This window comes from Amycolatopsis sp. cmx-4-61 (assembly GCF_046548775.1).
Classification (GTDB): domain Bacteria; phylum Actinomycetota; class Actinomycetes; order Mycobacteriales; family Pseudonocardiaceae; genus Amycolatopsis.
Genome location: NZ_JAEBEI010000004.1, coordinates 112,719 through 132,169, shown reverse-complemented (window position 1 = coordinate 132,169; position 19,451 = coordinate 112,719). Strand labels below are relative to the sequence as shown.

23 protein-coding genes and 1 tRNA gene are annotated in these 19,451 nt (G+C 71.9%); 14 read left to right on the top strand and 10 right to left on the bottom strand.

All coding sequences use genetic code 11. The features are described 5' to 3' along the window. Window positions 1-66: 66 nt before the first annotated feature. The gene (locus ACLJOU_RS15355; RefSeq protein WP_410567795.1) at window positions 67-1,167 is read right to left on the bottom strand and encodes an epoxide hydrolase family protein; all 1,101 of its coding nucleotides are present in this window, start codon (window positions 1,165-1,167) and stop codon (window positions 67-69) included. A gap of 150 nt (window positions 1,168-1,317) precedes the next feature. On the opposite strand from ACLJOU_RS15355, the gene ACLJOU_RS15350 reads away from it, so the two are divergent. The 3 genes from ACLJOU_RS15350 (at window position 1,318) to ACLJOU_RS15340 (ending at window position 3,533) form a co-directional block, all read left to right on the top strand. Next, window positions 1,318-1,390 (top strand) — tRNA-Arg (locus tag ACLJOU_RS15350). Window positions 1,391-1,982: 592 nt separating this feature from the next. Next, window positions 1,983-3,143 (top strand): right-handed parallel beta-helix repeat-containing protein, encoded by a 1,161-nt coding sequence (locus ACLJOU_RS15345; protein ID WP_410567793.1) that lies wholly within the window; start codon window positions 1,983-1,985, stop codon window positions 3,141-3,143. Window positions 3,144-3,257: 114 nt separating this feature from the next. Next, window positions 3,258-3,533, top strand: coding sequence for a YggT family protein (locus ACLJOU_RS15340; protein WP_410567791.1), 276 nt, complete (start codon window positions 3,258-3,260; stop codon window positions 3,531-3,533). Here the strand turns inward: ACLJOU_RS15340 and ACLJOU_RS15335 are convergent. Continuing rightward, window positions 3,530-4,189, bottom strand: coding sequence for a TetR/AcrR family transcriptional regulator (locus tag ACLJOU_RS15335; RefSeq protein WP_410567789.1), 660 nt, complete (start codon window positions 4,187-4,189; stop codon window positions 3,530-3,532). The two genes, ACLJOU_RS15340 and ACLJOU_RS15335, sit on opposite strands and share 4 nt — an antisense overlap. A 115-nt stretch (window positions 4,190-4,304) precedes the next feature. Between ACLJOU_RS15335 and ACLJOU_RS15330 the strand changes: the two genes are divergently transcribed. Both ACLJOU_RS15330 and ACLJOU_RS15325 read left to right on the top strand, forming a co-directional pair. Further along, window positions 4,305-5,540, top strand: a complete 1,236-nt coding sequence (locus tag ACLJOU_RS15330) for an FAD-dependent monooxygenase (protein WP_410567787.1) — start codon at window positions 4,305-4,307, stop codon at window positions 5,538-5,540. Window positions 5,541-5,544: 4 nt separating this feature from the next. Beyond that, complete coding sequence (locus tag ACLJOU_RS15325; RefSeq protein WP_410567786.1) at window positions 5,545-6,525, top strand: MCE family protein; 981 nt, start codon at window positions 5,545-5,547, stop codon at window positions 6,523-6,525. 51 nt (window positions 6,526-6,576) lie between these two features. Here the strand turns inward: ACLJOU_RS15325 and ACLJOU_RS15320 are convergent, their stop codons facing one another. After that, window positions 6,577-6,984, bottom strand: coding sequence for a PaaI family thioesterase (locus ACLJOU_RS15320; RefSeq protein ID WP_410567784.1), 408 nt, complete (start codon window positions 6,982-6,984; stop codon window positions 6,577-6,579). Between the two features lie 64 nt (window positions 6,985-7,048). On the opposite strand from ACLJOU_RS15320, the gene ACLJOU_RS15315 reads away from it, so the two are divergent. Continuing rightward, complete coding sequence (locus tag ACLJOU_RS15315; protein ID WP_410567783.1) at window positions 7,049-7,471, top strand: MarR family winged helix-turn-helix transcriptional regulator; 423 nt, start codon at window positions 7,049-7,051, stop codon at window positions 7,469-7,471. A 3-nt stretch (window positions 7,472-7,474) separates the two neighbouring features. Here the strand turns inward: ACLJOU_RS15315 and ACLJOU_RS15310 are convergent, their stop codons facing one another. Together ACLJOU_RS15310 and ACLJOU_RS15305 are read right to left on the bottom strand one after the other, a co-directional pair. Beyond that, on the bottom strand, window positions 7,475-8,206 hold the full coding sequence (locus tag ACLJOU_RS15310) for a class I SAM-dependent methyltransferase (protein ID WP_410567781.1): 732 nt from the start codon (window positions 8,204-8,206) through the stop codon (window positions 7,475-7,477). Further along, window positions 8,206-9,123: a proteasome assembly chaperone family protein gene (locus ACLJOU_RS15305; protein ID WP_410567779.1), complete on the bottom strand. Its 918-nt coding sequence runs from the start codon at window positions 9,121-9,123 to the stop codon at window positions 8,206-8,208. Before ACLJOU_RS15305 ends, ACLJOU_RS15310 begins: the two co-directional genes overlap by 1 nt. A gap of 173 nt (window positions 9,124-9,296) precedes the next feature. Between ACLJOU_RS15305 and ACLJOU_RS15300 the strand changes: the two genes are divergently transcribed. The 7 genes from ACLJOU_RS15300 to ACLJOU_RS15270 all read left to right on the top strand — a co-directional run bounded on the left by ACLJOU_RS15300 (window position 9,297) and on the right by ACLJOU_RS15270 (window position 14,056). Further along, complete coding sequence (locus ACLJOU_RS15300; protein WP_410567777.1) at window positions 9,297-9,806, top strand: PH domain-containing protein; 510 nt, start codon at window positions 9,297-9,299, stop codon at window positions 9,804-9,806. Beyond that, on the top strand, window positions 9,803-11,380 hold the full coding sequence (locus ACLJOU_RS15295) for a PH domain-containing protein (protein ID WP_410567775.1): 1,578 nt from the start codon (window positions 9,803-9,805) through the stop codon (window positions 11,378-11,380). Before ACLJOU_RS15300 ends, ACLJOU_RS15295 begins: the two co-directional genes overlap by 4 nt. Before the next feature lie 73 nt (window positions 11,381-11,453). Next, window positions 11,454-11,735: a hypothetical protein gene (locus ACLJOU_RS15290; RefSeq protein WP_410567773.1), complete on the top strand. Its 282-nt coding sequence runs from the start codon at window positions 11,454-11,456 to the stop codon at window positions 11,733-11,735. 253 nt (window positions 11,736-11,988) lie between these two features. Beyond that, complete coding sequence (locus ACLJOU_RS15285; protein ID WP_410567771.1) at window positions 11,989-12,774, top strand: IclR family transcriptional regulator; 786 nt, start codon at window positions 11,989-11,991, stop codon at window positions 12,772-12,774. A 31-nt stretch (window positions 12,775-12,805) separates the two neighbouring features. Beyond that, window positions 12,806-13,309 carry a GNAT family N-acetyltransferase gene (locus ACLJOU_RS15280; protein ID WP_410567769.1) on the top strand — a complete coding sequence of 168 codons (504 nt, stop codon included), beginning with the start codon at window positions 12,806-12,808 and terminating at the stop codon, window positions 13,307-13,309. Window positions 13,310-13,442: 133 nt separating this feature from the next. Further along, window positions 13,443-13,640 (top strand): hypothetical protein, encoded by a 198-nt coding sequence (locus ACLJOU_RS15275; RefSeq protein WP_004561810.1) that lies wholly within the window; start codon window positions 13,443-13,445, stop codon window positions 13,638-13,640. Next, entirely contained in the window at window positions 13,640-14,056 is a 417-nt protein-coding gene (locus ACLJOU_RS15270) for a VOC family protein (protein ID WP_410568338.1), read from the top strand. The genes ACLJOU_RS15275 and ACLJOU_RS15270 overlap by 1 nt, the downstream gene beginning before the upstream one ends. A gap of 70 nt (window positions 14,057-14,126) precedes the next feature. Here ACLJOU_RS15270 and ACLJOU_RS15265 read toward each other — a convergent pair whose 3' ends face one another. From ACLJOU_RS15265 to ACLJOU_RS15255, 3 genes are all read right to left on the bottom strand, one after another. Further along, the gene (locus tag ACLJOU_RS15265) at window positions 14,127-15,395 is read right to left on the bottom strand and encodes an aspartate aminotransferase family protein (RefSeq protein WP_410567767.1); all 1,269 of its coding nucleotides are present in this window, start codon (window positions 15,393-15,395) and stop codon (window positions 14,127-14,129) included. Window positions 15,396-15,467: 72 nt separating this feature from the next. Continuing rightward, window positions 15,468-16,670 carry a CaiB/BaiF CoA transferase family protein gene (locus ACLJOU_RS15260; RefSeq protein WP_410567765.1) on the bottom strand — a complete coding sequence of 401 codons (1,203 nt, stop codon included), beginning with the start codon at window positions 16,668-16,670 and terminating at the stop codon, window positions 15,468-15,470. 37 nt (window positions 16,671-16,707) lie between these two features. Continuing rightward, on the bottom strand, window positions 16,708-17,685 hold the full coding sequence (locus ACLJOU_RS15255; protein ID WP_410567763.1) for a DUF5937 family protein: 978 nt from the start codon (window positions 17,683-17,685) through the stop codon (window positions 16,708-16,710). Between the two features lie 86 nt (window positions 17,686-17,771). Here ACLJOU_RS15255 and ACLJOU_RS15250 point away from each other — a divergent pair, with 86 nt between their 5' ends. Next, window positions 17,772-18,029 carry a hypothetical protein gene (locus ACLJOU_RS15250; RefSeq protein WP_410567761.1) on the top strand — a complete coding sequence of 86 codons (258 nt, stop codon included), beginning with the start codon at window positions 17,772-17,774 and terminating at the stop codon, window positions 18,027-18,029. Here ACLJOU_RS15250 and ACLJOU_RS15245 read toward each other — a convergent pair. Next, the gene (locus ACLJOU_RS15245) at window positions 17,948-18,661 is read right to left on the bottom strand and encodes a GntR family transcriptional regulator (protein ID WP_410567759.1); all 714 of its coding nucleotides are present in this window, start codon (window positions 18,659-18,661) and stop codon (window positions 17,948-17,950) included. The genes ACLJOU_RS15250 and ACLJOU_RS15245 overlap by 82 nt on opposite strands. 4 nt (window positions 18,662-18,665) lie before the next feature. Then, window positions 18,666-19,451 (bottom strand): SDR family NAD(P)-dependent oxidoreductase, encoded by a 786-nt coding sequence (locus ACLJOU_RS15240; protein ID WP_410567757.1) that lies wholly within the window; start codon window positions 19,449-19,451, stop codon window positions 18,666-18,668.

Genomic DNA, 19,451 nt, shown 5'->3' with positions numbered 1-19,451 from the left:
CCGGGAGGCGGTCCTTCCGGCCACGTTCACCCGGACGGCGCCCGGGACCCCGAGCGGCCGGCTCGCCTAGCGCACGAGCCGGAAGAACCCGCGCACCTGCTCGACGAACAGCTCAGGCTGCTCCATCGCGGCGAAGTGGCCGCCGACGGGCAGCTCCTCGAACCAGCGCAGATCGGTGTAACGCTGCTCCGCCTGCCGCCGCGACGGCCGCACGATCTCCTTGGGGAACACCGAGACCCCGGCGGGTACGTCCACAGTAGACAGATCGCGGTCGTTGTTCTCCCAGTACATCCGCGCGGACGAGGCCGCCGTCGCGGTGAACCAGTACACGGAGATCGCGTCCAGGACGCGCTGCCGGTCGACGGCGTCCTCGAGGTTGCCCTCGTGGTCGGTCCAGGCCCAGAACTTCTCGGCGATCCAGGCGGCCTGGCCGGCGGGTGAGTCGGTGAGGCCGTAGCCGAGCGTCTGCGGGCGCGTGCCCTGCTGGGCGGAGTACCCGCTCCCGGTCCGCCGGAACTCTTCGAGGTCGGCAAGGGCCTGGCGCTCCTCCGGCGTCGGATCGGCGGTGTCCATCCGCACGGGCGCGAAGTTGACGTGCACGCCGGCGACGTGCCCGGACCCCGCGAGCGCGTTCGTGACGGCGGCACCCCAGTCGCCGCCCTGCGCGCCGTAGCGGTCGTAGCCGAGCGACGTCATGAGCCCGTCCCAGAGTTCGGCCACCCGCCGGATCTTCAGCGCGGGCTTGTCGCTCCACCCGAACCCGGGCAGCGACGGCGCGACGACGTGGAAGGCGTCGGCGGGATCGCCCCCGTGCTTCGCGGGATCGGTGAGCGGCCCGAGCACGCGGAGGAACTCGAGCACGGAACCGGGCCACCCGTGGGTGAGCACGAGCGGCAGCGCGTCGGCCTCGGGCGACCGGACGTGCAGGAAGTGCAGGCCCACCCCGCCGACGGTGGCCCGGAACTGCGGGAAGGCGTTGAGCCGGCGGGCGAACCCGAAGTCGTAGTCCTCGCCCCAGTCCCGGCAGAGTTCGCGCACGTAGGCGAGCGGAACCCCCTGCGACCAGTCATCGACGGTCTCGGCCTCGGGCCACCGGGTCCGCCGCAGCCGCTCCCGCAGATCGGCGACCTCGCCCTCGTCGAGAGCTACCTGGAACGGCTCGGCCATCTCGGCTCCTTCAGGTGGGGCTCCCACGCTAGCGAGGACGGATCGAATCGATCAACTTATCGGCGTTGACCAGGGAGAACGTCGGTCGGCCGACCTGCGGGAGGCGGGGTGCGAGGCATGCGCTAAGCTTTCGGAGTCGCCCAGCGATGGGCCCTCGTAGCTCAGGGGATAGAGCACTGCCCTCCGGAGGCAGGTGTCGCAGGTTCGAATCCTGCCGAGGGCACTCTGTTCGAACGCGCAACCCCGGCCCCTACTCGCGAGAACGCGGTAGGGGCCGATTCGTGTCCGCGGCCGGATCCAGGCCGGGCAGCCGACGTCCGACCGGCTCGTGTTACGCAACCGATGCGCGCCCACCGCGGCGGGTCGCCTGCCGCGAAAAGCCGTGGCGCTCCTGGCCGATGGCTTGGCAGGCTGTCGGATTTGCTCGTCCCCTGCCGCCAAAAAGAGGCGACCCGTGACCGACAGCGCGTGAGACCTCGTCGTCACGCCCTGACACCTCGACGAACCCATCCCGGACTTCCGATCCCCGGGACGCGGCCCGCGTCGCCCGCCCGGTTCTTCCGGACGGCTCAGTGCCGCCCGGATGAGCCTGCTGCACCGCGGCGCTCGGCGCCGACCTGGCTTGGCCGGAACCCGCCGGGACCTGAAGGGGCGCTCACACTACGGCTCTGAAAGCGTTTTCAGTACGGACGACCCGCTTGGCCCACTCGGGCCGCCGGGACCCGGTGCTACCGTCGCCTCACCGGAGACCCGCTCCCGCTGGGAGCGCTCCCGGATCCGGTGTCCGGCATGTTCCTGCTCGCAAGGAGGCGCGCATGAGTTCGCACGGAAGCATCAAGAAAGCGCTTGCAGCAAGCGCCGCGTTCGCCACGATCGCTGCGCTCGCACCGGCCGCGGCCGCGGCGGCCAGCACCCTGTACGTTGCCCCCAACGGCAAAGACTCCGCCGCCGGTACGCAGGCGGACCCGACCACCCTGCCCTCGGCGCTCAGCCGGATCACCGATGGTGGCACCATTTCGCTGCGCGGCGGCACCTATTCCTACTCCCAGACCGTCACCATCGCGCCCGGCAACAGCGGCACCTCGAGTGCGCGCAAGACGCTGTCCGCCTACCCCGGTGAGACGCCCGTGCTCAACTTCTCGGCCATGAAAGAAGATCCGGCCAACCGCGGGCTCGCCGTCAACGGCTCCTACTGGCGCGTGGCCGGCATCGTCGTCGAACGCGCCGGGGACAACGGGATCTTCGTCGGCGGCAGCAACAACGTCATCGAGCGCGTGGTGACCCGCTTCAACCGCGATTCCGGGCTGCAGATCTCCCGCATCGCGTCGAGCACGCCGAAGGACCAGTGGCCGTCGAACAACCTGGTCGTCAGCTCCGAATCACACGACAACGCCGACTCCGACGGCGAGGACGCCGACGGGTTCGCCGCGAAGCTCACCGCCGGCCCCGGCAACGTCTTCCGCTACGACGTCTCCCACAACAACATCGACGACGGCTGGGACCTCTACACCAAGACCGACACCGGTCCGATCGGCCCGGTGACCATCGAGGACTCCCTCGCCTACGCCAACGGCACCCTCAGCAACGGCACCGTCAACAAGAACGGCGACCGCAACGGCTACAAGCTCGGCGGCGACAAGATCGCGGTCAACCACATCGTCCGGCGCGACATCGCCTACCGCAACGGCCACCACGGGTTCACCTACAACAGCAACCCCGGCACGATCACCGTTTCCGACAACGTCGGCATCGACAACGCCGAACGCAACTTCTCCTTCGACACGGGGACTTCCGTGTTCCGCAACGACACTTCGTGCCGCTTCACCAGTGGCGGTTCGAACGACAAGACCGTGGGCAGCGTCGACAGCTCGGACCAGTTCTGGACCGGCAAGAACGGGTCCCGCTGTTCGGCCTACGCCGGCACGATGAAGTGGTCCTTCGCCTCCGACGGCCGGCTCGTGGTGACCTTCGGCTGATCGCCACCGGCGGTGACCGCCATCACCCGATCCCGTCGAAATCCGGTGAACCGAACACAACCGGCACTTCCCGCCCACCCCGTGCGTTCTCGGGGTGGGAAGAACGGAGGGGCCATGGGTGCACTCGGAACGCTGCTCGGGTTCGCGCTGAGCCTGTACCTGCTCGTGCTGGTCGCGCGGATGGTGCTGGACTGGGTCGCGGTGGTGGCGGACACCCCGCCGTGGGCGCGCCGCGCCCGTGGGCTGGCGTACGCCGCCACCGAACCGGTGATCGGGCCGGTGCGGCGGGTCGTGCGGCCGGTGCGGATCGGCGGGCTCTCGCTCGATCTGGCCTTCACGCTCGTGTTCGTCGGCGTGATCGTGCTGCGGGCCATCGTGTACGCGCTTTAGAGCGTGCCGCGGAAGCTCGAGGACAACCGGTCGACGCTGCGCTCCAGCTCCGCGCGCAGTCCCGGCAGGTCGACGCCGTCGGGGTCGATGAGCGCCTGCATCGAAATGCCGCGGAGCTGGGCCAGCAGCGCCGAAGCGTAGGAATCGGGGTCGCGGACACCGGTGATGGACCCGTCCGCGACCCCGCTGGCCACGGTCTGCGCGATGGCGAACCGGAACCGGCGGTCGGCCTCCGTCAGCGCGCCGCGCAGGGCCGAGTACTCCGCCGCCGCGTCGCCCCAGAGGACCAGGAACGCCTGGTTGAGCGTCGGCATCGTGCGGATCAGCTCGAAGATGATGTCCAGCAGTGCGCGCAGCATGTCCATCGGCGTCGCGTTCGCCGACCCGGTGCGGGCCGCGACGGCCTCGCTGTAGACGTCGGTGAACGCCTCGACGGCGTGCTCGACGAGCCGTTGTCCCAGCCCGTCCTTGTCGCCGAAGTGCTGGAAGACGACCGACCGCGCGTAGCCGGAGCGGGCGCAGACGCCGCCGATCTTCAACCGGCCGAAGCCCTCTTCGGCGATCAGGTGTGCAGCGGCATCCAGGATGCGTGCTTCGACGACGCCCTCGCCGTCCTCCTGGATCCGGCCGTCGGCGGCGCGGTCCACCCGGGCCATGTTAGCGACGGCGACCGCGCCGCACTGGCCGAGCCGTCAGCGGACCGTGCGCGGACGGTCAGCGGCGGCCCGCAATCTCGGCGTCGGCACCGACCGACCCGAGAGGAACCTTCCGATGACCAGCAAGACCGTGCTCGTATCCGGGGCGGGCATCGCCGGCCCGTCCGCCGCCCACTGGCTGCACCGCGGCGGCTACCGCGTGACCGTCGTCGAGTCCGCGCCCACCCTGCGGCCCGGCGGCCAGGCCGTCGACTTCCGCGGCGAGCAGGTGAAGCTGCTGGCCGCGATGGGGGTGCTCGACGAGATCCGCCGGCACGAGACGGCGATGGGCGACCAGACCGTGATCGGTCTCGACGGCCGTCCCGCGTTCACCGTGCCCGGCGCCGCCTGGAGCGGTGAGGTCGAGATCCTGCGCGGCGACCTCGCACGAATCCTGTACGAGCACACCGCGCGCCACACCGAATACGTCTTCGGCGACCGCGTCACGGGCCTCACCGAGACGGCGGACGGCGTCGAAGTCACCTTCCGCCACGGCGCCCCGCGGAAGTTCGACCTGGTCGTCGGGGCCGACGGCGTGCACTCCGGGGTGCGGGCCGCCGCTTTCGGGCCCGAGCCGGATCTGCGGAAGGACCTGGGTTTCGGCATCGCCGGGTTCACCGCGCCCAACCACCTCGGCCTCGACCACACGAGCGTGATGTACAACGAGCCCGGCCGCGGCGTGAGCGTGGGCAGCCACCGGCTGCCGGACCGGCTGCACGTCAGCCTGGTTTTCGCGGCCGACGACGTCGAATTCCACCGCCGTACCCCCGACGACCAGCGCGTCCTGGTCGCGCAGCTGTTCGCGGGCACCGGCTGGGAGACGCCGAAGCTGCTCGAAGCGCTGCCCGCGGCCGACGACCTGTACGTCGATTCGATCAGCCAGATCCACCTCGAGCGCTGGTCGAAGGGCCGGGTCGTGCTGCTCGGCGACGCCGCGTGGTGCGCCGGGCCGGGCGGGTCCGGCACCGGGCTGGCGATGATGGGTGCCCAGGTGCTGGCCGGGGAACTCGCGGCGGCCGGCGGCGACCACGTGACGGCGTTCGCGAAGTACGAGCAGCGGCTCCGCAAGCCGGCCACGGTCGGGCAGAAGAACGGCAAGGGCGCCGGCAACTTCCTGGCGCCGCGCACGGCGGCGAAGATCCGCAGCCGCAACCGCGGCTACCGGATGCTGAGCACGCGGTTGTTCGGCGGCATCTTCACCTGGATGACCGACCGGGCGGCCAACGCCCTCGAATACCGTGAGTACCCGGCCCTCGATTCCGCTCATCGAGCGACCCGGCTGGCGAGCGGGCGTGAGGTGGGTCACTCTTGAGGCCATGTCAGCACGTCGGGCCGCCGAAGCCCCGGTACGGACGGCGCTCACCGGGTTGACCGTGCTGGCCCTGGGGGTGGTGACGGCACTCGACGCGCGGTCACTGCCGGTGATCGGCGACGGGACGACGTACTCGGCGGAGTTCGCCGAAGCGGCCGGGCTGGGCCCGGGCAACGACGTCCGCATCGCCGGTGTCGAAGTCGGCCGCGTGTCGGACGTCCGGCTCCGCGGCGACCACGTGCTGGTTTCGTTCCGGACCAAGGGTGCGTGGCTGGGCGACGCGACGAGCGCGGCGATCCGGCTGAAGACCGTGCTCGGCCAGAAGTACCTCGCCCTCGACCCGCAGGGCGAGGACCCGCTCGACCCGGGCCGGCCGATCCCGCGTACCCGCACCACGGTGCCGTACGACATCCTCACGGCGTTCGGCACACTCTCGTCCACAGTGGACAGGATCGACACGGCACGGCTGGCGAAGAGCTTCGACACGCTGTCGGCGACGTTGGCGCACACGCCGCAGAGCGTCCGCGCCGCACTGACCGGGCTTTCCCGGCTGTCGGATTCGCTGGCGTCACGCGACAGCCAGCTCGCTGCGTTGCTGGGGAACACGCGGGCGGTGTCGCAGACGCTCGTCGACCGCGACGCGGCGGTGCGCCGCCTCCTGGAGGACGGGAACGAGCTGCTCGCGGAGGTGCGCAACCGCGAGACGGCGATCAGCACCCTGCTCGACGGCTCGCGGCGGCTGGCGACGGAGCTGTCCGGGCTGATCGGCGAGTCGCGGGCCGGCCCGCTGCTCACCCAGCTCGACCGGCTGACGTCGATGCTCCAGCGCAACCAGGACGCGCTGGCCGCGGGAATCCGGGGGTTCGCGCCGTTCGTGCGGCTGGGGACGAACATCCCGGGGACGGGCCGGTGGCTCGACGGATACCTGTGCGGGCTGGTGCTGCCTTCGTTCGGGCCGCTGAACGAGGAAGGTTGCCACGGTTAGGGGTGGCGACCGCCGGGCTCGGCAGTGCTCCGCCACCCCCGGCCGGCGCATTCAGCTCCTGCGGCGCGCACTCCCCTGCGCGGCGGCGCACAACACCGGCTCGCCCCCTCCGTCCACTGTGTACACCTCGCACCGGCAGGTGGCCCGCGACCGCCCGGCCTGCACGACGACCGCGTGGGCGCGCAGGACCTCGCCCACCGCCGGGCGCAGGTAATCGATCGTGAAGCCGGCCGTGAGCAGGGCCGGGCCGAGGATCGTGCCCGCCGCGAACGTCAGCGCGTTGTCGGCCGCGTACGCGAGCACGCCGCCGTGGAGGTAGCCGTTCTGCTGCTGGAGTTCTTCGCGGATGTCCAGTTCGAGCGTGGCCGCCCCGTCGCCGAACTCGGTCAGGCGGGCGCCCAACAGCCGGCTGAACGGCTGACTCGCCAAGCCTTCGCGCGCTGCTGCGAAATCGAGCATGACCCCTCACTTCACTAGCGAAGTGAGAATGGCGCGCCAACGCGCCGGCTGTCAAGATCGGCGCGTGGCCGAACCCGATCAACGTCTGTTCTTCCTGCTCCAGCAGGCCGCCCACCGCTTGCGCGTGGCCGCCGATCGCCGTTGCCTCGCCGCGGCCGGCATCACCAGCGCTCAGCTGGGTGCCCTCTTCGCCGTCGGGGAAGGCGGCTCGACCCAGCGGGAGCTCGCCGAGCGCCTCGGCCAGCGGGAATCCGCGGTGACCGCGATGGTCGCCCGGCTCGTCGAGGCCGGTTTGGTCGACAAGGGGCCGCACCCGCGGGAGCACCGGGCCGTCGTCCTGCGGCTGACCAGGGCGGGTGAGGAAGCACTGGCCCGGGTCGCGCCGGTGGTCGAGGAGTTCAACGCCCGGTTGCTCGCCGTCCTGGGCGAGGCCGGCTTCCGGCACACCGTCGAGGGCGTCGGCCGGCTCGCGCGCAGCGAGTGGTGAGCCTCAGGCCACGATCAGCCGGAAGCCCGCGTCCCACTCCGGCAGCTCCAGCAGCTCCGCGTGCTCCTCCCGCCAGCGGCCGGAGTCCAGGTCCGCCTGCAGCCGGGCCACGCCCCGGGCGACCGCCGCCGGGGCGGTCTGGGCCAGCGCCGAACACGACTGGCGGACCGCCGGGTCGAGGTACGCGTGCGGCCGGCGCCAGTACGCCGGGAAGACGCCGTCGGTGAAGTCCCACGGCACCGGCAACGGCAGCACCGAGACCGCGCCGAGGAACTCCGCGATCTCCGGGGCCGAAGGGCGCGAACGCTCGAGCGAAGCGACCTCCGGCACGTACTCCCGCACCAGCCAGAACTCGTTGTGCAGCGCGGTGTTGTACGCCAGGACGACCTGCCGGGCGGCGACCCGGCGCAGCTCGGCCAGCCCCCGGCGCCAGTCGGCCCAGTGGTGCACCGTCAGCACCGCCAGCGCCGCCTCGAACGCCGCCGTCCCGAACGGCAGCGCCTCCGCGATCGCCTGCACCACCGGTGCGGCCTCGCCGGCGCGTTGCCGGATCATCTCCGCCGACGGCTCGACCGCGACGACTTCCCGCCCGGGTGGCTCGTACGACCCCGTGCCCGAACCGACGTCCAGCACCGAAACCGCCGAGCCCAGCGCGGAGACCACCGGGGCGAGCCAGCGCGGGTCGGTCCGCCGCCCGCGCGCGTAGCCGACGCCGATCTCGTCGTAGCGCGCCATCAGCGCTCGGGTCCGTCGCCGCCGTTCTGCTCGGCCAGGAACCGCTCGAACTGCGAGCCCAGCTCCTCCGCGGTCGGCATGTGCTCGACCGACTCCGCGAGGAGGCTGCCGCGGTCGGACGCCTCGACGAACGTGTCGTACTGGCGCTCCAGGGCGCGGACGACGTCGGCGATCTCGTCGGACTCCGCCACCTGGCGGTTGATCTCCGCGTCGGCGAGGTCGGCGGCCGCACGCAGCTCGCCCTCGGGCAGGCTCAGGCCGGTCGCCCGGCTCAGCGAGTCCAGCACGATCAGCGACGCCGCCGGGTACGTCGACTGCGCCAGGTAGTGCGGCACGTGCGCGGCGAAGCCCATGGCGTCGTGGCCCCATTCGCCGAGCCGGAACTCCAGCAGCGCGGCGAGGCTGCCCGGCACCTGCAGCCGGTTCGGCAGCGGCTGGTTGTCGCCGATCAGGTCCTTGCGGGTGGCGTGCGCGGTGACGCCGAGCGGGCGCGTGTGGGGTGCGCCCATCGGGATGCCGTGGAACCCGGCGGTCAGCCGCACGCCCCAGCGCTCGACGAGGTTCCGGACCGCCGCGCAGAACCGCTCCCAGTCGTGGTCCGGCTCCGGGCCGGTCAGCAGCAGGAACGGCAGGCCGTCGGTGTCGTGCAGCAGGTGCACCACCAGCTCGGGCGCGTCGTAGTCCTCCCAGTGGTCGACCGCGTAGGTCATCGCCGGGCGCCGCGAGCGGTAGTCGATGAGCCGGTCGACGTCGAAGCGGGCGATCACCCGGTGCTCGCCGCCCAGCAGGTGCTCGGCCAGCAGACGGCCCGCCGAGCCGGCGTCCATGAACCCTTCGAAGTGGTGCAGCAGCACCGCGCCGGTCAGGTCGGGGACGTCCGAGTCCACCTCGTACAGGTCGTCGGGATCGAATCCCACCGGATCCTCCTGCTCTCCGCTATACCAATCCGTCAAGCACAACACACCCCGGGAGGGATTCCATTCCGCCGACGGTGTCGCCGATCGTAACGCCACGCGATCGACGCCGGTTCGGATCGCCACCGTGACAAGTGTCGTGGGCGCACAAGTCACCGATCGGGCACGCTTGAGGCGTGAGCGAACACAGCACGAACACGGCGCTCGGCCTGCGGCCGCCGGCGCACCGGGTCAGCCGCCGGGCCATCGGCTACTGGACGGTGACCGCCTCGATCCTGTGGATCGTCCTGATCGGCGTGCAGACGCTCATCGTGGTGACCAGCGACGACGCGCCGGCGTTCCTCACCGTGACGCTGGTGCTCTCCGGCGTGCTCGGCCCGCTGCACCTGATCGTGATGCCGCAGTGGCGCTACCGCGTGCACCGCTGGGAGGTCACCGACGAGGCCGTTTACACGCAGGCCGGCTGGCTGAAGCAGGAGTGGCGGATCGCGCCGGTGTCGCGGATCCAGACCGTCGACATCGAGCGCGACCCGTTCGAGCAGCTCTTCGGGCTGGCGAAGATCACCGTGACGACGGCGTCCGCGGCGGGCCCGCTGCGCATCGCGGGCCTGGCGCACGACCGCGCGCTCGCGCTGGCCGACGAGCTGACGAAGACCACCCGGGCCGTGCGCGGGGACGCGACATGAGCGCCGCCGACGCGCTCTCCCCCACGGAGGCGGCCGGAACCGCGGAAGCCGTCGTGACCCCGCCCGCCGAAGGCACGCCGGACGCGCCGTGGCACCACCTCGACCGGCGCATGCTGCTCATCCGGCCGGTGCTGGACCTGGTGAAGTCGCTGCCGGTGCTGCTGGGCGCCCTGCTGTTCGGGCACGGCGAGCCGTGGCAGTGGATCGGCCTCGTCTTCACCGCGATCGCCGTGTTCACCGGCGTCTCGCACGTGCTGACCTCGCGCTACCGGATCACGGAGTCGCAGGTCGAGTGGCGCACCGGGCTGCTGCAGCGCAAGCACCGGGCCGTCCCGCGCGACCGGATCCGCACGGTCGACGTCACCTCCGAGCCGAAGCACCGGCTGTTCTCGCTGGCCGCGGCGCGGATCGGCACCGGACGCCACTCGCACGGCAAGGGACCCGGCAAGGACGAGCTCGTCCTCGACGCCGTCACCATCGCCGAGGCCCAGCGGCTGCGGACGCTGCTGCTGCACCGCAAGACCGAGGCCGGCGCCACGGCGACCGCCGCCGCGCCGCCGGATCAGCTGATCGCCGCGGTCGACAAACGCTGGCTGCGGTACGCGCCGTTCACGCTGTCGGGGCTGGCCGTGGTCGGCGCGGTCGTCGGCACCGTCTACCACTTCGCGCACGAACTGCACTTCGACCCGATCCAGTTCTCGCTGGTCCAGGCGGTCGTCGGGCACTTCGCCGACACCCCCGTGTGGCTGAGCCTGGTGGTGGCGGCCGTCGGGCTGCTGGTGCTCGTCTCGCTGCTGTCGGTGGGCGGGTACGTGCTGTCGTTCTGGAACTTCCGGCTCACCCGCGAGCCGGCCGGCACGCTGCACGTCCGGCGCGGGCTGATCACCACGCGGTCGGTGTCGATCGAGGAGGACCGCCTGCGCGGCGCCGAAATCCGCGAGCCGCTGCCGCTGCGGCTGGCCGGCGGCGCCCGCTGCGTCGCCATCGCGGCCGGCCTCCGGGAGGGCAAGAGCGCGGACAAGGGCGGCAGCCTGCTGCTGCCGCCGGCGCCGCTGGCACGCGCGCACGAAGTCGTCGCCGAGGTGCTCGGCGAGGACCCGGTCGCGACACCGTTGACGCGGCACCCGCGCCGGGCGCTGCACCGGCGGCTTTCGCGGGCCGTCCTCAGCGTGCTGCTGCTCGCCGCGGCGCTCTACGGCCTGGCGTGGCTCGGAGCGCTGCCGGACTGGCCGTGGCAGGTCGCGCTCGTGCTGGTGCCGTTCGCCGCGCTCGTCGGCTGGGACCGCTACCGCGGCCTCGGCCACGCGCTGACCGGCCGCTACCTCGTGACGCGGTCGGGTTCGCTCGACCGCGGCACCGCGGCGGTCCGCTGTGACGGGATGACCGGGATCGTCGTCGAGCGCTCCTGCTTCCAGCGCCGGGCCGGGCTGGTCACGCTGATCGCGCCGGTCGCCGCGGGCAAGGGGAAGTACCGGGTGCTCGACGTCGGCGAGACCGACGGGCTCGCGCTCGCCGACCGGGCGCTGCCGGGCCTGCTGACGCCGTTCCTCACCGGTGACCGGGACCGCGGCTGACGCTCGGCCCACGCCGCTCCTGACGCGAAAATCCGCCGTCCGAACCCTCGATCCGCGTGCACGGGAGGACGGCATGATGGTGCGCAGGCTCTTCGGTGTGCTCGCCGCGGGGATCATCGCGGCTTCCGCGGCGGCAAACCCCTACGGCGACCCGAATCCGGTTTCGATGTTCGACGGCTCGGACCTGACCGCGTGGACGTCGTCGAAAACCGGCCTGTGGTCGGCGGAAACGGCGTCATCCACGGCAACGGCACCGCGTGCGGTGCCGTTGTACTACAACAAACAGCAGGTCGGCACGTTTCGGTGGATATTCAATGTCCGGCAGTCAAGGGCAACCACAAACCGACCGCGCTGATCCGACAAGACGGCCGGCCGGGTCGGCCCGCTGGCGCTGCAGGTGCACAACTCCGGGACCCAGGAAGAATACCGCGGACTCTACCTCGAGTCACCCGTGGTGACGAAACCGGGCGAATTTCTCACGATGTGACCCCGGTGCGCCGGCGATGGCCCTTTTCCCGGGCCATTGCTGGCCTTCCTTTCACACTACGTGCTAATTTATTCACCCCGTGTGATAGCGAAGGCCGTTTTTATCTCACCGAGAGGTCACGATGACGCCTGCCGTCAGTACCGTCGACGGTTCCGCCTCCACTTCCCCCCGGCGCACCCCCGGGGCCAGCAGTTCCCGGAAGGTCCTCCAGCTGCTGCTGGCCTTTTCGGAGAGCCGGTGGGAGGCGAGCGTCGCCGAGCTGGCCGCGACCATCGGCACCCCGGTGGCGACGACCTACCGCTACGTGGCCCTGCTCAAGGAGCTCCAGCTGCTCGAGGAGGGCCGGGCCGGGCACTACCACCTGACGAGCCAGGTCATGCCGCTGGCGCGGGCCGCGCAGCTGGCGAACGACATGGTGCGGCTGGCGCGGCCGGCGATGGAGGAAGCCGCGCGGGAGCTCGGCGAGACGGTGATGCTGTTCCAGCAGTTCGGCGACTCCGCCGTGTGCGCCGACCGCGTCGAGTGCGACCGCGCGATGCGGTTCACGTTCGAACCGGGGCACTCGCTGCCACTCGGCGTCGGCGCCTCCGGCAAGATGCTGCTCGCGCTGCTGCCGGAGATCGAGCGCGACCGGCGGTGGGCGTCGATCGTCGAGCAGCGCGGGACGGCGGCGCGCGACGAACTCAAGCGGGCACTGGAGAACCGGTACGCGATCAGCTCCGGCGAACTCGACGAAGGCGTCTGGGCCTGTTCGGTGCCGGTGCAGACGATCGGGCGGCGGCCCACGGTGCTGAGCCTGGCCGGCCCGGCCGCCCGGATCACCGAGGAGGCCCGGCACGCGGCGATCACGACCTTGCAGGGGTACGCGATCCGCATCCAGCGGGCGATCTCGTCTTATTCGCTGTGAGAAGTCCGCGCGGGCGCGTAGAACTGCGCGGGTGATCCGGCTCGCGCTCCCCGACGACCTGCCCGCGCTCATCGACGTCGAGCGCGAGGCCGGTGCGCTGTTCCGCGACGTCGGCATGACCGCGATCGCCGACGACGACCCCGGCTCGGTGGCCGAGCTCGCGGTGTACCAGTCCGCCGGCCGCGCGTGGGTGAGCGTCGACGCCGCCGACCGGCCGGTGGCGTACCTCGTCGCCATGATCGTCGACGGCTGCGCGCACGTCGAGCAGGTTTCGGTCCGGCCGTTACACGCCCGGCGCGGGATCGGCCGCGCGCTGATCGAGACGCTGGCCGAGTGGGCCCGGCCGCGGGGGCTGACCGCGCTGACGCTGACGACGTTCGCGGCGGTGCCGTGGAACGCGCCGTACTACGAGCGGCTCGGGTTCCGGGTCGTCCCGGAGGCGGAAATGGGGCCCGGCCTGCGCTCGATCCGCCACGCGGAGGCTGCCCGCGGCCTCGACGCCTGGCCGCGCGTGGCACTGATCCGACCACTCTGACCTGCGGTTTCTTCAATGACTCCCCTGGTCGGGGGAGAGAGTGGCGCGGGTGGTCGAACATGTGTTCTACTGTGCCTGCCGGTCCCGGAGGGGGAAGCTCCGCGGGCCGGCCCACAGACTTCGGGAGGTTGTTGTGGCGGTCAAGATCACCCATCTGACGAACGGCCAGCAGGTGCGGTTCGCCAACGCCGACGGCGCCCGCCGGTACGCCGAGATCATGGGCGGCGGCGTGGACAAGTGGCGTTTCACGGTCGTGCCCGAGGACCCGATGCTCCGGAAAATGTCGGACTCGGTCGTTAATGTGCCGGTATGGCGCATGACTTCCAGGTAGTGGTGGATTCGGCCGACCCGCACGTGCTCGCCGACTGGTGGGCCGAGACGCTCGGCTGGTCCGTGGAACCGACGGACGAGGGCTTCGTCCGCGAGATGATCGCGAAGGGGTACGCGACGGAGTCGGAAACGCGGACGTACCGGGGTTCGCTGGTGTGGAAAGCGGGAGCGGGGATCCGGCACCCGGACTCGCCACCGGAGGGGCCGCCGCGGCGGATCCTGTTCCAGGAGGTCCCGGAGGCGAAGACGGTGAAGAACCGGCTGCACCTCGATGTGTGGGTCGGCGCGGAGAACGTCGAGCCGACGCTGGAGAAGCTGAAGGCGCGCGGGGCGACGTACCTGTGGCGGGGGCGGCAGGGGCCGCACAGCTGGGTGACGATGGCGGATCCGGAGGGGAACGAGTTCTGCGTTTCCTGAGCTCGCCCGGAGCCGATGTCGTGAGTGGCTCTTTCCTGCCGTCGGAGGACAGGAAAGAGCCACTCCTCACTCACACCTGCTTCGCCAAGCGGTCCAAGGCCTTCGGGAGGGCCGCCGCCAGCAGGTCCAGCTCCGGCTCGGCCGCCACCAACGGCGGCGAAACCGCCACTCCCCGGCCCAGGTTGCGGACGATCACGCCTTCGTCGCGGCACGCTCGCTGCAGCTTCACCGGGGCGCCCGGGTCCGCGTCCACGACCTCGGCCGTCAGCTCCACCGCCGCGAGGAAGCCGAGACCGGCCCGGACCTCCTTCACCAACGCGTGCCCGCTGACCGAGGACACCGCGTCCGCCAGGGGTTTCTCCAGCTCGCGGCCCCGGGGGATCAAGCCGTCGCGCTCGTAGATGTCCAGCGTCGCCAAGCCGGCCGCGCACGCCACCGGGTGGCCCGCGTACGTCGGGCCGTGGCGGAAGACCGGGGCTCCCGGCTCGCCCGTCCAGAACGGCTCGGCCACCCGGGGGGCCACCACCAGCGCACCCAGCGGGATCGTGCCGCCCGTGATGCCCTTCGCCGTCGTGATCAGGTCCGGCTGCACCGGCCAGCGATCGATGCCGAACCACGTGCCCAGCCGGCCCCACGCCGCGATCACGCAGTCGGCCACGAACAGCACCTCGTGCCGGCGGCAGATCGCCGCCACCTCCTCGAGGTACCCCTCCGGCGGCAGCAGCACCCCGCCCGCGCCGATCACCGGTTCGCAGAAGAACGCCGCGACGCGGGACGCGCCCACGCGCTGGATTTCCGCCTCCAACGCTGCTGCGTCGTCATAGGCCACGTGCGAAAAATCCGGAGGCTGCGGGCCGACGCCGGCCGCGTTCGCCGGGATCCCGCCCACCGCGGTGCCGAAGCCGTGCGTTCCGTGGTAGCCCTGGGCGCGGCCGATCACGTGGACCTTCTCCGGGCGCCCGGTCTGCGCGAAGTACGCCCGCGCCAGCTTCACCGCCGTGTCGATGACGTCGCCGCCGCCCGAGCCGAAGAACACCTTCGACCCCGGCTCCGGCGCCAGCGCCGCGACGCGGTCCGCCAGCTCGATCGCCGGCCGGTTCGCGTTGTAGCCGAACAGGTTCCACGAGTCGAGCTCCCCCAGCTGGCGGGAGACCGCTTCGGTGATCTCCGGGCGGCCGTGGCCAAAGTTCGCGTACCAGAGCGACGCCGTCGCGTCGAAGTACCTGCGGCCCGCGTCGTCCCAGACGTACGAGCCCTCGCCTCGGGTGATGACCATCCGGTCGCCGTCGACCGCGCCCATGTCGGCGAACGGGTGCCACAGGGCGTGCTGTGCTGACATCGGTCCTCCTCACTCCTGCCCTCATCCCTACCAGGGCGAAGCGGCGAACGCGAACACTCCACCGCGCACAGTTCACGGCTCCGGACTGGCCGGCCGGTCCAGGAACTCCGCGATCTCCGCCGGCGAGTACCCCAGCTCGGCCAGCACCTCGGCGGTGTGCTGGCCCAGTGTCGGCGGGGCGGACGTCGGCCGCGCCGGGGTGTCCGACGCCTTCACCGGGAAGCCCGTGCCCACGTACGTCCCCACCGTCGGGTGCGGCAGCCGCACCACCTGGTCACGCGCCTCCGCCCACGGGTCCGCGTAGACGTCGTCGATCTCGTTGACCGGGGCCGCCGGGATGCCCGCCGCGTCGAACGCCGTCATCCACTGCGCCGCCGTGCGCGTCAGGAGCACCGGTTCCAGCAGCGCGTTCAGCTGCTCGCGGTGGGCCGAGCGCGCAGCGTTGGAGGAGAACCGCGGGTCGGCGGCGATGTCCAGGCCGAGCACCCCGCAGAACGCGTGCCAGAGCTTTTCGCTGCCGACGGCGATGATCAGCCAGCCGTCGGCGACGTGGTAGCCCTGATACGGGACGATGCTCGGGTGCGCCGAGCCCATCCGGCGCGGCCGCGGCGTGTCGTAGAAGTGCGTGCCGGCGGCGTACACGTGCCAGGCCAGCTGGCTGTCCAAAAGGGACACGTCGAGGTACTGGCCGCGACCGGTCGTGTGCCGGGCCTGCAACGCCATCAGGACGCCGATGATCGCCCACGTCCCCGCGTTCAGGTCCGCCACCGGCAACCCGACCTTCGCCGGCGCGCCGCCGGGCTCGCCGGTCAGCGACATGATGCCGCCGAGGGCCTGCGCCACTAGGTCGTACCCCGCGCGGTCGCGGTACGGGCCGGTCTGCCCGAACCCGGTGATCGACACGTGGATCAGCCGCGGGTTCAGCGAAGACAGTTCCGCGTACCCGATGCCCCACTTCTCGAGCGTGCCCGGGCGGAAGTTCTCGACGAGCACGTCGGCGCCGGCGACCAGCCGCCGGAGAGCTTCCCGGCCGCGGTCGCTCTTGAGGTCGAGCACGATCCCGCGCTTGTTGCGGTTCGCCGCCAGGTAGTAGACGGCCTCGTCCCCGACGAACGGCGGCCCCCAGCCGCGGGTGTCGTCGCCGTGCCCCGGCGGCTCGACCTTCACCACGTCGGCGCCCATTTCGCCGAGGTACTGGGTGCAGTACGGGCCGGCCAGGATCCGCGAGAGGTCGACGACCTTGATCCCGTCGAGCGGGCGGACAGCAGGGGGCATCAGCGGCTCCTCGTCGGGCTCGGCGTTCGGTCCCTTTCTACCCGGACTCGAGGAGCGCGACGGCCCGGGCGGTCCGCTGGTAGAGCACGTACCGCCCGTCCCGGACCTTGCCGAGGAGGCCCGCGCGGTGCAGGGCGCCCAGGTGATAGGAGACGGTGCCCGCGCTGTACCCGGTCCGGGCGGCCAGTTCCGCGGTCGACCGCGGCGTCTCGAGATCGGCCAGGAGCGCCGCACGGGCCGCGCCGACGACCGGCGCGAGCCGGCCCGGCGGGCGGCCGGCGCCCGTGCCGACCCCGTGGGCCGGGTAGGAGAGGACGACCTGGCCGGGCACGTCGATCTGGATGCTGATGACGGGCCAGCTGAGCACACCGGGGGCCAGCACCAGCTCCCGGCCGGAGATGTCGGCTTCGCCGTCGAACGGTTTCACGACCGTGATCGCGTCGCCCGCCCAGCCGATGGTCGGGTGGAGCTCGCCGAGCGCCGCGCCGACGCCGCGCGCGGCGATGGTCCGCGCGCGGTGGGTGATGTCCCCCTCGACGACCGACTGCAGCGCCCTCCAGTCCTCGCCCAGCGCGTCCCGCCAGAACCGGGCGAGCCCGTTCGCCAGGCGCCGGGGCAGCGCGCCCGACTCCACGACCCGGCGCGCGCTGACCGGCAGCGGACGCCGCCAGTGGACCTGCGTGTGCGCCAGCACCTGCTCCTCGACGTCGTCCTGCGGGGTCGCCTCGATCCGCGCCAGCTGCTCGTCGAGCAGGTCACCGGGCCGGGTCGCCGTGCCGGGCTGCGGGGTGAGCAGGTCGGGGGTGTAGACCTCGCCGGTCTGCGGCAGCAGGTCCAGCAGCAGGGCGACATCGGGGTGCGTGAGCGCTCCGCGGGCGAGCGGGCCGGGATCGCCGAACACCGGGTGCCGCGCCGACTCGGCCGCGAGCCTCAGCCAGGCCAGGGACTCCGCCGCGAGCGACGGCGAGAAGCGCGTCCTGGCCACCGTCTCCGCGTCGACCCGCAGCGTGAACACCCACCGACGGTAACAGCCGGAACGGCGGATTCGAACCGGCTCGAATCCTTTCCGGTCCGGGGTCGTCCCGCGGTTGAGTGGGAGCCGTGTTCCCCCGACGCGCGACGACCACCGCCGTCGTGGCCGCCGCGCTGCTCGCTTCGGCACCGGCGGCCACGGCGACCACCGGCTACCGCACCTGTTCCGTCGTCCGCACGATCGCCTGGACCGGCTGGGCGGCCGGCCCCGACGGGCGGTACCACGCCGTCACGGTCCGCCGGCCCTACTCGTTCAGCGTCGTGTTCCCGGTGTCCGACGCCGGTGTGCTGAGCTCGAGCAGCCGGGCCTCGGCGTCGCGCAGGTAGCGGTCCAGCGCCGCTTCCGCGGCGTCGAACCGGCCGAGGCGCAGATCGCGCAGGATCCGCTCGTGGCAGTCGAGGAACGGCTCGTAGAACGAGCGCGTGTTCTCGTTGAGCACGAAGAACAGCCGCGTCTCGGCGAGCACCTGGCGCATCGTCGCGGACAGGCGCTCGCTGCCGGCGAGGTCCGCGAGGGCCTGGTGGAAGTGGATGCTGGCGGTGCCGACCGACGGCCAGTCCTCGGCCCGCGCCGCCGTCCGGCCGTCCCGAAGCGCCTGCTCCACCAGGGACAGATCCACTGTGGACAGTTCGGCCGCGCGCCGCAGGGCACCGCATTCGGTGGCGCGGCGGACGACGTAGAGGTCCTCGATGTCGTCGGTCGTCAGCTCGCGCACGAACACGCCGCGGTTCAGCTCGTGCACGGCCAGCCGCTCGTGGGCGAGCAGCTGGAACGACTCGCGCAGCGTGTTGCGCGAAACGCCGAGCGCCGCGCTGATCACCGGCTCGGACAGCCGTTCACCGGGGGCGAAGACGCCGTCGGTGATGTACTGGCGCAGGATCGCCGCGACCCGCTCGGCCGTGCCGCTGCGCTCGAGCAGGTGCCGAGCGCCCTCCAGTCCCGAGGCATCGACGGTCACGGCACTACCTGACGCCGAGTTCGAAGTCGAGGCTGTACCGGTTGCCCGGCATCGCGCCCGCGGCCTTGGCGCCGTCGATCGGCAGCACGACGCCGTTGACGAACCGGGACTCGTCGCTCGCCAGGAACACCACGGCCTTCGCGACTTCCCAGGCCTCGCCGACGCGCGCCGCGGGCGTGCTCGCGACCAGCTGGTGCTGCTTGGTCTCGAACTCCTCCGGCGAGTTCAGCGTGCTGCGCAGCATGTCGGTGTCGATCGCGCCGGGGTTCACCGTGTTGGCCCGGATGCCCTGGTGCGCGTGGGCGACCGCGATGGACTTCGTCAGGCCGACCAGCGCGTGCTTGGTGGCGTTGTACACCGGGTCGCCGGGACGGCCCATCACGCCGCCGTTGGACGACGTCGTGATGATGCTGCCCGCCTTTTGCGCGAGCATGTGCGGCAGCACCGCCCGGGTACCGAGGAAGGCGGCCCGCACGTTGAGCGCGAAGATGTGGTCGAAGTCCGCCAGCGTCGTGTCCACGAGGGACTTGCCGAGGTGGACACCGACGTTGTTGAACAGCACGTCGATGCGGCCGGCCTCGGCGATCACGCCGTCGACGAACGCCGCCACGGCGTCCTCGTCGGTCGCGTCCACTATGGCGTGACGGTAGCCGTCGAGTGCTTCCGCGGGCTCGCGGATGTCGGAGGCGAAGACCGTCGCACCCTCGGCGAGGAACTCCTTCACGGTGGCGAGGCCGATGCCCCGCGCGCCGCCGAAGACCACCGCAACCTTGCCGGCCAACCGACCCAT

What these genes read in the sequence shown, in the direction of transcription:
- ACLJOU_RS15340 (WP_410567791.1), top strand. Translation starts at nt 3,258, where the DNA reads ATGGGTGCACTCGGAACGCTGCTCGGGTTCGCGCTGAGCCTGTACCTG.
- ACLJOU_RS15325 (WP_410567786.1), top strand. Translation starts at nt 5,545, where the DNA reads ATGTCAGCACGTCGGGCCGCCGAAGCCCCGGTACGGACGGCGCTCACC.
- ACLJOU_RS15260 (WP_410567765.1), bottom strand. Translation starts at nt 16,670, where the DNA reads ATGCCCCCTGCTGTCCGCCCGCTCGACGGGATCAAGGTCGTCGACCTC.
- ACLJOU_RS15240 (WP_410567757.1), bottom strand. Translation starts at nt 19,451, where the DNA reads ATGGGTCGGTTGGCCGGCAAGGTTGCGGTGGTCTTCGGCGGCGCGCGG.
- ACLJOU_RS15310 (WP_410567781.1), bottom strand. Translation starts at nt 8,206, where the DNA reads ATGGCGCGCTACGACGAGATCGGCGTCGGCTACGCGCGCGGGCGGCGG.
- ACLJOU_RS15345 (WP_410567793.1), top strand. Translation starts at nt 1,983, where the DNA reads ATGAGTTCGCACGGAAGCATCAAGAAAGCGCTTGCAGCAAGCGCCGCG.
- ACLJOU_RS15335 (WP_410567789.1), bottom strand. Translation starts at nt 4,189, where the DNA reads ATGGCCCGGGTGGACCGCGCCGCCGACGGCCGGATCCAGGAGGACGGC.
- ACLJOU_RS15290 (WP_410567773.1), top strand. Translation starts at nt 11,454, where the DNA reads ATGATGGTGCGCAGGCTCTTCGGTGTGCTCGCCGCGGGGATCATCGCG.
- ACLJOU_RS15265 (WP_410567767.1), bottom strand. Translation starts at nt 15,395, where the DNA reads ATGTCAGCACAGCACGCCCTGTGGCACCCGTTCGCCGACATGGGCGCG.
- ACLJOU_RS15330 (WP_410567787.1), top strand. Translation starts at nt 4,305, where the DNA reads ATGACCAGCAAGACCGTGCTCGTATCCGGGGCGGGCATCGCCGGCCCG.
- ACLJOU_RS15320 (WP_410567784.1), bottom strand. Translation starts at nt 6,984, where the DNA reads ATGCTCGATTTCGCAGCAGCGCGCGAAGGCTTGGCGAGTCAGCCGTTC.
- ACLJOU_RS15355 (WP_410567795.1), bottom strand. Translation starts at nt 1,167, where the DNA reads ATGGCCGAGCCGTTCCAGGTAGCTCTCGACGAGGGCGAGGTCGCCGAT.
- ACLJOU_RS15285 (WP_410567771.1), top strand. Translation starts at nt 11,989, where the DNA reads ATGACGCCTGCCGTCAGTACCGTCGACGGTTCCGCCTCCACTTCCCCC.
- ACLJOU_RS15295 (WP_410567775.1), top strand. Translation starts at nt 9,803, where the DNA reads ATGAGCGCCGCCGACGCGCTCTCCCCCACGGAGGCGGCCGGAACCGCG.